Below are 11,652 nucleotides of genomic sequence, written 5' to 3' on the forward strand. Positions count from 1 at the left end.
ATTGCGCAGCTACCTTTCATTTTAAGCGGATAGATTTTTCCCTAAATGTACCCAGGTTTCAACCACGGTATCAGGATTCAACGAGACCGAGTCAATGCCTTGTTCCATCAGCCAATCAGCGAAATCTTCATGATCCGATGGTCCTTGACCGCAAATGCCGACATACTTACCCGCTTTGTTCGCAGCTTTAATCGCCATCGAAAGCATAGCTTTAACTGCAGCATTGCGCTCGTCAAACATGTGGGCAATATCACCAGAATCCCGGTCTAAGCCCAAGGTTAATTGCGTCATGTCGTTAGAGCCAATCGAGAAGCCGTCAAAGTACTTCAGGAAGTCATCCGCCAGAATCGCATTCGAAGGCAATTCACACATCATGATCACTTTCAGTCCATTCTCACCACGACGTAAATCAAACTTAGCGAGCAAATCGATGACAGATGCCGCTTCACTCACGGTACGCACAAACGGGATCATGATTTCAACGTTCTTTAATCCCATTTTCTCGCGTACACGTTTAATCGCTTCACACTCAAGCGCAAAACAATCCTGGAACTGCGGTGAGATATAACGAGAAGCACCACGGAAGCCAAGCATCGGGTTTTCTTCCGTTGGTTCAAAGCCACTGCCACCAACCAGATTACTGTACTCATTCGACTTAAAGTCAGACATACGTACAATCACACGCTTCGGCCAGAAAGCAGCCGCAAGGGTAGAAATTCCTTCGGTGAGTTTGGTAATGTAGAACTCAACAGGGTCGCTATAACCCACAATACGCTGGTCAATCTCGGCTTTCAGTTCATCCGATTGCTCGTCATAATTTAACAGTGCTTTCGGGTGAATGCCGATCATCTTATTGATAATGAACTCCAGACGCGCCAGCCCGACCCCTTCATTAGGAATACAAGCAAAATCAAATGCGCGATCAGGATTACCGACATTCATCATCACTTTAAGTGGCAAATCAGGCAGATTGCTAACTGAAGAGCGGCGCACTTCAAAGTCAAGCTCCCCTTCATACACAAAGCCAGTTTCGCCCTGGGCACATGAAACCGTAACCAGTTGACCTGTCGTCAAGGTCGCTGTCGCCGAAGCACAACCCACAACAGCCGGAATACCTAATTCACGAGCAATAATTGCAGCATGGCAAGTACGACCACCACGGTTTGTCACAATCGCCGACGCTTTCTTCATGACCGGTTCCCAATCAGGATCCGTCATATCAGCCACCAGCACATCACCTTTTTGTACCTGATCCATTTCACTCAAATCAGAGACAACACGAACCTTGCCCGTACCGATCCGCTGGCCTATTGCACGACCTTCGATTAACGGCGCACCCTGACCATTAAGGTGGAAACGCTCCATCACCTGCTGATCGTCACGTGAGCGAACAGTTTCAGGGCGTGCCTGTACAATGAACAGTTCACCGGTTACACCATCTTTCGCCCATTCGATATCCATTGGACGGCCATAGTGCTTTTCGATGATCATTGCCTGCTTGGCCAAAGACTCTATTTCTTCATTTGTTAAGGAGAACTGCTTACGCTCATCAGCGGTGGTATCAAGCACTTCGACTTGGGTACCCAGCTCTTCACCTTCGGCGTAAACCATTTTGATTAGCTTCGAGCCAAAGGTACGACGCACCACGGCAGGATTACCGGCCTGCAGCATTGGTTTGTGTACATAGAACTCATCAGGGTTTACAGCGCCCTGCACAACCATTTCACCCAAACCCCAAGAGGAAGTAATAAATACCACCTGATCAAAACCTGATTCAGTATCTAGCGTGAACATTACTCCTGAGGATGCCACATCCGAGCGAACCATGCGCTGGATACCCGCAGAGAGTGCCACCCCCTTGTGCTCGAATCCCTGATGGACACGATAGGAAATGGCTCGGTCATTGAACAGCGAGGCAAATACATGCTTCACCGCTTCGATAACCGCATCAATACCACGAACGTTAAGAAAAGTTTCCTGTTGACCTGCAAATGAAGCATCTGGCAAATCTTCAGCGGTCGCTGATGAACGAACGGCAACAGAGAGCATCTCATCACCTTCACCCAGCTCGCTATAGCATTCGCGAATATCCTGCTCCAAATCGGCTGGGAGCGACGCCTCTAGAATCCAATTTCGGATCGTTTCACCTGCCTGTTGTAATGCATTCACATCATCAACGTCCAGTTTATCTAGAAGGTAATGAATACGATCGTTTAAATCACTCGCATCAAGAAACCGGTTAAATGCATAAGACGTTGTTGCATATCCATTCGGTACTTTTACGCCGGCACCGGCAAGATTTGCAACCATCTCGCCCAGTGACGCATTCTTTCCACCCACTTTATCAACATCGTTCATTGATAAAGCATCATACCAAACAACATTCTTTTGCACCGTGACTCTCCTTTATTGGATTCAACAATTTATGTGGGCAACCTCCCAACGAAAACGATTGCGTTAGCAGTTAAAAAAATACTGCGACACAATAGCCGGGTCGATCACCATACCCTGTAAGATTATTGTTATAAGTATTGATACCGCCAACGTTACAGAATAATTTTAAGGATTCAACTTGTTATGCAGAGCAAATCAAATTTTCGTGATGTGTTTTACGTTTCTGATGCTACAGCGATTACTTCTGAAACACTCGGACACGCTATTTTGGGGCAATTCCCTCTCGAAACTCGTCAGACCACCCTACCATTTATTGAAACGAATGAACGGGCAACTCAGGTAAAAAACATTATTAATCAATCGTTTGAAACGACAGGCGTAGAGCCTCTTGTCTTTTACTCGATTGTATTGCCTGAAGTGAAAACTATCATTGAACAAAGTCAGGCACATTTTTATGATGTGCTTAATGTGCTGGTTGAGTCATTAAAAAACGATTTGCAACTCGAACCGCAACCACAACTACAACGGTCACACAGTATTAACAGAGACGCAGCAAGCTATCAGGATCGTATAGCCGCAATTGAATACACCTTAGCGCATGATGATGGGATTTCACTGAATAATCTTGATCAGGCCGATGTGATTTTATTGGGTGTTTCTCGCTGCGGAAAAACCCCAACCAGCCTTTATTTAGCCATGCAATTTGGTATCCGTGCCGTCAACTACCCTTTCATCGCCGAAGACATGGCAAGCTTGAAGCTGCCTGCGGTTATTGAGCCTTATCGCTACAAGACCTATGGCCTGACCATAGATGCAGAACGTCTGGTTGCCATTCGTCACGAGCGCTATGCAAATAGTGATTACGCCAGTAGACAACAATGTGAATGTGAATTGAATAAAGTTGAAGCCATGTTTCGTCGCGAAGCCATCCCTTACCTCAATACATCGTCGCTATCAGTCGAAGAAATCTCGACTCGCTTGCTGGATATAAGCGGTCTAAAACGCAAAATGTGCTAACGATAAACATTTTTATCGTCTAAAAATAAGCATCACTTTGCGTGCCAAATGCCGCTCTGATTACAACTAACAGGAAATGCTGAGTTGGCTGTGTTCAAACCAACAAGCGACCGGCATTTCTTCTCTTCAAGATGCTTTGGTTGCGGTGTTTTACCGCAATTTCTGGCCCCTGCAAGAATTTCATTTAATAGCCTGATCCAAAGGATTGAATAACACGAGTAAATCCTAACCACTCGCTGTTAAAGATAAATTTCTCACAAATGAGAGCATGAATATACTTTAAAATCAGATTGTTACTTTTAGTTCAATTATTCCCTTCGTATTAATCAAAAAAGCCCTAGTTCTTGTAATATGCTTACTTTGTGATTCATAAATAATTACACAGGGGTTGCTGAGATGCTTAGGCCAGTGCTAATTTTTCTGACTTTATTGATCACGGCCTGTGGGGGGTCAGACGGTGATACTATTGAAACCAATAGTGCCCTGGATGAACTCGCAAATGAACGGCACGCAAGTGTTCATTTCGTCAATACCGCAAATCAGTCGGTCGACTACTTTGTCAAAGAAACAGACAGTTCAACACCCCTCTTTGACGACGCAAGCAAAGTGGCGACCAATAACAATGACAAAAACGAAATCAATCAACATCCAATTCGCTGGTCAACACCAACACCATTACATATTGATCTAGGTATTGGGGATACCAACACTCAGACCGGGAAAAGTGAAATCACGGATGTATTACTCAATAACTCAGACAGTATATGGGCAATTGCCTGGTTAGATGCCGATCAACTAGACGGCAATCAACTCGCACTTTCATCATTTACTCATACTCCGCAATTATCAAACCAGGAAGGTATGTACAGTGTTCGTGTATTTACTCATACGACAATCGATATTAGAGCCATAGCCTCTTATTCTAAAACTGAGCCAACCTTAGAAAAAGGGGAAATTTCAAATCAATTGACCGTTGAAAGCTGCAGCAGTGGACTATCTTTCAAACCTGGAAGCGATTCTGGAAGCGATTATCAAAGCATTAGCTTATGTGATTTAGATCCAGGGAAATTATACCTGCTAGTAACTGACGGCAACGAGTTGTTAATCGCAGCAGAAATAAAATAATCACAACAACAACAATAACAATAACAATAACAATAACAACAACAACAACGTTGGGGACAACAATAACAACAAGTAACACCTGCGCATTAAGCGGAAACGCTTTCTATACCGCAAGGAACACCTGCAAAACATAAAGTATTTACTGGGGCCGGCTTTCTTATTGTGCTTTAGCAGTTGATAAATTGCACACTCCGGGGAAGGAAGCCTGCTAGATTTTAGTATCAATAAACAGAATAAGAGATACTGAACGCAAGTAAATGCAAAAAATTCATGTAGGCAGCGGTGGCAAAAGCCCCGGCATTATCAGTGCCGGGGCTTTTTATTTTGGCTCTACCTGAGATGTCTGCTTATCAAGCAACGGGTCACGGTTGTTAATCGTTACGCCGTCACCAGTTGTTCTTGCTCTGACTTTTTAAGGAAAGCATAAGTCACACCGGTTAGCAGCGTACCGGCCGCAATCGCAACCAGATACATCAGCACGGGGGTGATCGCATTTGGAATAAACAGAACAAACAGACCACCATGTGGCGCCATCAATTTTGCACCAAACAGCATAGACAGACCACCGGTTAACGCACCACCCGCCATGCAGCTTGGGATCACACGCATTGGATCGCGAGCTGCAAATGGAATCGCACCTTCTGAGATAAAGCACATACCAAGCACGAAAGACGCTTTACCCGCTTCTGATTCACTTGCGTTGAATTTTCTTTTTGCAAGGAATGTTGCCAGACCCATACCGAGCGCAGGCACCATACCCGCCGCCATGATTGCTGCCATTGGCGCGTAAGTCTGTGACGCAAGCAGACCGACACCGAACGTATATGCCGCTTTGTTTACCGGACCACCCAGATCGAAACACATCATACAACCAAGGATGATGCCCAGTAGTACTGCGTTAGCCGACCCCATATTGTTCAAGAATTCAGTCAAACCTGTCATTGCAGCAGCAACCGGGCCACCCACGATGTAAATCATGATAAGACCAGTGATCAAGCTCGCTGCTAACGGAATGATCAGAATAGGTTTAAGCGCTTCCATCGACTGAGGTAGCTGCACTTTATCGGCAATCAGTTTGGCACTGTATCCCGCAAGAAAACCGGCAACGATGCCACCAAGAAAACCTGCACCTATCGAACTTGCTAACATGCCGCCAATCAAGCCAGGAGCCAGACCCGGACGGTCAGCAATCGAAAATGCGATGAAACCAGCAAGAACAGGCACCATCAACGCAAATGCCGAACCACCACCAATGGTCATCAGCGCCGCCGCTAACGTACCTTCTTCTTTAAATGCTTCGATACCAAAGACAAATGACAACGCAATCGCCAAGCCACCCGCAACAACCAACGGCAGCATGTGTGATACACCTGTCATCAAGTGTTTATAAGCACCGGTTTTCTCTTGTTTCTGATCGCCCGCAGACGCATTGCCCGCGTCATGCTTGTAAATCGCAGCACTTGAAAATGCTTTATCTAATTCTTGTGCGGTTTTCTTCAGTGCCAGACCGGTGCTGGTTTTGTATAGCTTCTTACCATCAAATCGAGCAAGGTCGACTTCAATATCAGCCGCAATAATAACCAAATCAGCCGCTGCAATTTCCTCTGCCGTTAGCTGGTTTTTCGCACCAACAGAGCCACGGGTTTCCACCTTAATATCATGTCCCTGACGCTTACCCTCACCTTCCAGCGCTTCTGCTGCCATGAAGGTATGTGCTACACCTGTTGGACATGCAGTGATCGCAACAATTTTCTTCTTCCCTGATGCAGCCACCGTTTCAGCGACAACTTTCTGAGCCGTCGATGCAGATAGAACAGTTGCTTTTTCTACGGCTTGTTGCAAGTAAACTTTTGGCTCAGCAAAACATTCAGAAACCTCTGACTGATAGACTTTTTTACCTGCAAAGCGTGATTTATCAATTGCGGTACTTGCGGCAATCACAATGCAGTCTGCGGCTTTAATCTGAGCAGAAGTCAGAGACTTCATCGCCGTAACCGTTGACTGACATTCAATATCGGCGTTCCACTGTAGTTCTGCTGCTGCTTTTTCCAATAGGCCTGCAGCAATGACGCTGTTTGCAATGCCACTGGGGCAAGCTGTTACGATTGCAATTTTCATCTTGATACCCTCTGATCCTTGTTAGCACTTCACGTAATTTTTAGATCTGGTCTTTTCAGCAAGATCTGATTTTGAGATTTGCACTCTTTCTTTCATCGCCAGCACGGTCTCAATATCTTCAACACCGACTCCAACTTGAGCCACTGCCAAAGCAGATAATGCTGTTGCGAAACGAAGAGTTTCTTCTCTGTTCCAGTTATTCAGATGCCCCCAGCACATACCGGCCACTAATGTGTCACCCGCACCCACTGTACTGACGACCTGCATTTTTGGTGGTTGCGAACGTAACCATCCTTTATTACTCAGCCACATCACGCCTTCTGCACCTAAAGACACCACCACATTGGCAATTCCTTTTTGTAAAAGTTGTTCTGCAACTGCTGTAAATTCCGCTTCTGACGTTAATTCACGTCCTGCCCATTCTGATAGCTCTTCATCATTAGGTTTTACCAACCATGGGTTTGCTTCCAGACCAGCCGCTAATGCCGCTTTACTGCTATCAAACAACACTTGTTTACCCAATTGATGAAGACGCGATACCCAACCCGCACACATCTCAGGCGTAATACCAACAGGTAAGCTGCCCGCAATAACAAACACATCATGGCTATCGACCAGTTCAAACAATGTCTGCTCGAAACGGATAATATCGTCTTCAGATACCGCAACCCCCGGGAAGTTGATATCGCTAACCTGGCCTGTTTGCTCAACCAGTTTCACGTTGATGCGGCTTGCACCTTTAACACGAACAAACTTATCCGTTGCACCTAGCTGTTCAAAAAGCTGACAGAACGGTTCTTGGTTATCTGCACCTAATAAACCGGTAACGGTAACCTCTGCACCTAACTCAGCCAGTACTTTCGCAACATTTACACCTTTACCTGCGGGGTGCAAACTGCCTTTGTTCACGACGTTAACGGTACCGGCAGTCAGCGTATTCAGGCTGCCGGTTAAATCCAAAGCAGGATTTAGCGTAACGGTGACAATCTTTGGTTTGTGAGACGCTGTTTGGTGAAAAACAGGATGATTTGAATCAGTCATTACTTTCCCTCACCCAAGCCATCAGCAATTGCCTGGCCAATCGATTCCAGTGCCAACTCAGCATCATCACCTTGCGCAGTAAATTGCAGCTGATGGCCATGTTTAACACCTAAAGCAATCACCTTCATCAGGCTCTTCGCATTTGCCGATTTGCCGTCACCACATAGATTAAGTACCTGAATACTTGAATTGAATTTCTTTGCCACGCTCACCAGCATCGCACCAGGACGGGCATGCAGACCGTGTGAATTGCGGATCTTGAAGACTTCTGTTGAACCCTCAATGGTCTCTTCGGTGAAAAGCGAAACTACTTTTTCTTCAGTTGCAGCAAACAGTTTTTCTGATTGGTTCTTATAAAGCAGCTGAGTTAAATACGCCAAATTCTTCAAGTGGGCCGCATTACAAGCAGCAACCATCAATAATCCTTTAACTGGTTGTCCGTCTTCTTCAAAAGAGTGAGCCGGCGTAACAAAAGAAAGTGCCGTTTTCACCACTTCTTTATTGCTCTTTGCCAGCCACAAACCTTGACCAAGGTGAGTTGCACCAGAAGCAATCGCATCAGCAACACAGCCGTTACCAGCAAGCTTGCGGTTTTTTATAAGACCAGCAGCAACAGCCGTTAGCTGGATTACGTCTGTTGCCGGAAATGCCAGTTGAACCAGCCCGGTATCAAATTCAGCTTCTAGCTGCTCGTCACCATTTAGTATCGCAATTATGCCGTCAGCACTGTCGCTTTGTTTTAGTTTCTCTTCAACGCCATCAGCTGAAAGCACTTTCGTTAGTTGCTTAAGAATACCAAGGTGCTCATCAGATTTTGCCGCAATACCGATAGCCAGATAGACGGTATTTCCATTGCCCCAATCCACACCCTGCGGGAAGTGATGGATCTTCACGCCTGTTTGTTTTACCAAACCGCGCGTATCCGTTGTACCGTGAGGAATTGCGATTCCATTGCCCAGGAAAGTCGAGTTCTGAGCTTCACGAGCCAGCATGCCATTGACATACCCCGCCTCAACCAGCCCCTGTTTTTCTAAGCTGACGGCCAGCGCCTTTATCGCTTCTTGTTTGTCAGGGGCGGCTTGTTTTAGCTGAATATCGTTCTGTGATAGTGACAACATGAATTCACTCCATATGACAGTTTTCTGTCTTCTACTCGGTCTTCTTTATGATGAACCCAAGGTTCATCTCGACCCGTCGTTTAATTATAAGTTAATGCTGAAACCAAAGCTGAATCGTTTCAGCTTTTTGGCCATTTAAAAGTTTCAGCAGAACATGTAAACATTTTAAAGCTCTGCTGAAACCTTTCAGCTGACATGCTGAATGGTTTCAGCTATTATTGCAATTGTTCCGTGCAGGATCATTTGCGAATATATGATCAACTGCACAAATATTCCGGCGAAGAGTAAGAAATCTCGATGACGTTAGATGAAATTGCAAAACTTGCTGGTGTCTCCCGTACCACTGCAAGCTATGTCATTAATGGCAAAGCCAGCAAGTATCGGATCAGCGAAAAAACCCAACAGAAAGTCATGGCGGTCGTTAATGAGTTTAACTTCCGTCCTGATCATGCCGCCAAATCATTACGTGCAGGCAACAGCCGCTCATTTGGATTGATCATCCCGGATCTGGAAAACAGCAGTTATGCAAAACTGGCAAAATTGCTGGAACGCGATGCAAGAAAAGCGGGCTATCAACTCATCATCTCCTGCTCTGATGATGATATTGAAACCGAAATGAAAGTTGCAGAGACCTTGATCAGCCGCCGTATCGATGCACTGCTCGTGGCTAGTGCCCTGCCCGCCGATCACGACTTTTATAAAAAAATTCAGGCTGGAGGTGTACCCGTAATAGCACTTGACCGTGCCTTAGATGATGAAGTCTTTGCCAGCGTGATCAGTGAAGATTTAGAGGGGGCTTATGAGCTCACTCATGCCCTGTTACAAAAAGATGTAAGAAGTATCGGCCTGATCGGTGCGGTGCCTGATCTTGGGGTATCAAAGGAGCGTGAGCAAGGGTTCTATGCAGCGATCCATAGCCACCATCGCGATGTTGAGACGCTGATTGCTTACGGCGATCATTTCAGTCAGGAACAAGGGCAATATCAGGTACAGCAGTGGATAGATAACAACAGCTTTCCGGATGCCATTCTTGCCACCTCTTATACCTTGTTTGAAGGTATTTTAGATTGCCTGCTAGCCAATCCGGCGCTGATGGCGAAAACCCACCTGGCCACATTTGGTGACAACCGTTTATTGGATTTTCTGCCGATTAAAATTCAATCTCTTCCTCAGCAATTTGAGTTAATTGCCGACAGCGCCCTGGAGTTAGCACTTAATGCGACAGCCGGGCGATACCGCACAGGTGTGGAAGTGGTACCGAGGGAAATTAAGCGACGTTAATCGTTCATATGAAAAATGATAGCATAGCACCAGAGCGATAACGTAAGCCGAAGTCTATACCCAAGTAACCTCAAGATGCTCGTTTCAGCGAGAATTTCCAGACGCTAAGGTCAGGCGCTGATTTGCAGATATAGTCGCTCTACATCAAAAATCAGTAACGCAACATTAGAGTCTGGAAAACTCGCCCTTCGGGAGTGATCCAGCCAGCCCACTTCTGTGTCAAATGCACTCGAAAGGACCAGTCATTCCTTCGCACATTTTCCTTGAATTGAACTGGCTGGCATCACTCTGAATCCTGCATCTTGAGGTAACTTGGGTATATCGCAATGGTGCATTATTCTGCTGTATCACGGTAATGTTATTGCTCCACGGAAAATGTTACAAACCGGTTTCGCCCTTGCTGTTTTGCTGCATATAAGGCTTTATCTGCCCGTTCAATCAACATATCGATCAAGCCATCAACACTGCCCCGATAATGACCGGTACTCTGATATTGGCAGATCCCCATGCTTAATGTAATTGGTTTATCGGTCACTGATAAAGCTTCTATGTTCGTCATAATACGCTTACAGACAGTGTTGATCTGCGCCGCTCTGTTTTCCGGCAACCAAAGCAGAAACTCATCACCACCATATCGGGCAACAAAATCATAGTCACGCAGTACCCCTCGGAGTACGTTGGCGACCTCTGCCAATACCAAATCACCATGTTGATGGCCATAGTGGTCATTAACCGCCTTAAAGTGATCGATATCGATCAGTACCAAGGCCGATTCATTGCAACTTCGGTTGAGACGGTTAACTTCTTGACGCAAATACTTGAACAGACAGCGACGATTGGGCAGCTTAGTCAGGCTATCGGTTGCAGCCTGCTTTAGCAAATCACGATTCATCGCCAACAGTTCGGCTTCCTGCTGGCGACGGATTAATTCCACTTCGATCCACGAGGCCATCAGTTTCAATGAATCGATGTCGATATCCTTGAATTTACGAGGATATGGCTTAGCACTGGAAAAGTTAAGGGTACCGTAAAGGTCACCATGACAGCGAATAGGTATACCTATGTATGACTCTAGTCCAAGCTCCCGATATGCGGGATGCTGACCGAGTTCGTCACTCTGTCCCACATGCTCTACCGCCACGGGTTCATCTGTGTAGCAAACCAAGGAGCAGTAGGTAGCACCAAGCTCAAAACTGTCCCCTGATTTTAGTGAAATATCTTCCGGGCAGACACACTGAACAATGGTGTAACGATTACCATCCACCTTCGAGAGAATAGCAATATCGAGATTAAAACGTTCAAGCCCCATCTTAAGCAAAGCCTGTATTTGGTAATCAAAGCCGCGATCGTAGGCGTTAGTGATTTGATACAAGCAACGAATGACGCGCTCACTTTCAGAGTAGTTCTTCATACACGGGCTCTATCGTTTAGTCCAAATCAACATTTCTGTTCTGCAAAAAAATAATACCAATTGCATATACAACACATTAAACATATATGCTTGTTGGAATAGCTTATATTTCACATTTTGTGAGCTATACCCAAACTACCTCAAGAT

General features: G+C 45.7%; 8 protein-coding genes. 3 read left to right on the forward strand and 5 right to left on the reverse strand.

Annotated elements, in window-relative coordinates:
- Positions 1-21 precede the first annotated feature (21 nt).
- Complete coding sequence (gene ppsA / locus L4D76_RS17875) at positions 22-2,394, reverse strand: phosphoenolpyruvate synthase (protein WP_428442245.1); 2,373 nt, start codon at positions 2,392-2,394, stop codon at positions 22-24.
- Between the two features lie 183 nt (positions 2,395-2,577).
- Here ppsA and ppsR point away from each other — a divergent pair, with 183 nt between their 5' ends.
- The gene (gene ppsR, locus L4D76_RS17880; protein ID WP_428442246.1) at positions 2,578-3,411 is read left to right on the forward strand and encodes a posphoenolpyruvate synthetase regulatory kinase/phosphorylase PpsR; all 834 of its coding nucleotides are present in this window, start codon (positions 2,578-2,580) and stop codon (positions 3,409-3,411) included.
- A 396-nt stretch (positions 3,412-3,807) separates the two neighbouring features.
- Positions 3,808-4,536 (forward strand): hypothetical protein, encoded by a 729-nt coding sequence (locus tag L4D76_RS17885; protein WP_428442247.1) that lies wholly within the window; start codon positions 3,808-3,810, stop codon positions 4,534-4,536.
- Positions 4,537-4,914: 378 nt separating this feature from the next.
- Here the strand turns inward: L4D76_RS17885 and fruA are convergent, their stop codons facing one another.
- The 3 genes from fruA to fruB are packed head-to-tail and all read right to left on the reverse strand — an operon-like array spanning position 4,915 to position 8,813.
- Positions 4,915-6,654, reverse strand: a complete 1,740-nt coding sequence (fruA, locus tag L4D76_RS17890; protein ID WP_428442248.1) for a PTS fructose transporter subunit IIBC — start codon at positions 6,652-6,654, stop codon at positions 4,915-4,917.
- A 21-nt stretch (positions 6,655-6,675) separates the two neighbouring features.
- Positions 6,676-7,695 (reverse strand): 1-phosphofructokinase, encoded by a 1,020-nt coding sequence (pfkB, locus tag L4D76_RS17895; protein WP_428442249.1) that lies wholly within the window; start codon positions 7,693-7,695, stop codon positions 6,676-6,678.
- On the reverse strand, positions 7,695-8,813 hold the full coding sequence (gene fruB, locus L4D76_RS17900) for a fused PTS fructose transporter subunit IIA/HPr protein (protein WP_428442250.1): 1,119 nt from the start codon (positions 8,811-8,813) through the stop codon (positions 7,695-7,697). Before fruB ends, pfkB begins: the two co-directional genes overlap by 1 nt.
- A gap of 297 nt (positions 8,814-9,110) precedes the next feature.
- Between fruB and cra the strand changes: the two genes are divergently transcribed.
- Complete coding sequence (gene cra / locus L4D76_RS17905) at positions 9,111-10,094, forward strand: catabolite repressor/activator (RefSeq protein ID WP_428442251.1); 984 nt, start codon at positions 9,111-9,113, stop codon at positions 10,092-10,094.
- A gap of 358 nt (positions 10,095-10,452) precedes the next feature.
- On the opposite strand, the gene L4D76_RS17910 is transcribed toward cra, so the two are convergent.
- Positions 10,453-11,505, reverse strand: coding sequence for a sensor domain-containing diguanylate cyclase (locus tag L4D76_RS17910; RefSeq protein ID WP_428442252.1), 1,053 nt, complete (start codon positions 11,503-11,505; stop codon positions 10,453-10,455).
- Positions 11,506-11,652: the final 147 nt, after the last annotated feature.

It is taken from the genome of Photobacterium sagamiensis (genome assembly GCF_050337085.1).
GTDB classification, from domain to species: Bacteria; Pseudomonadota; Gammaproteobacteria; order Enterobacterales; family Vibrionaceae; genus Photobacterium; species Photobacterium sagamiensis.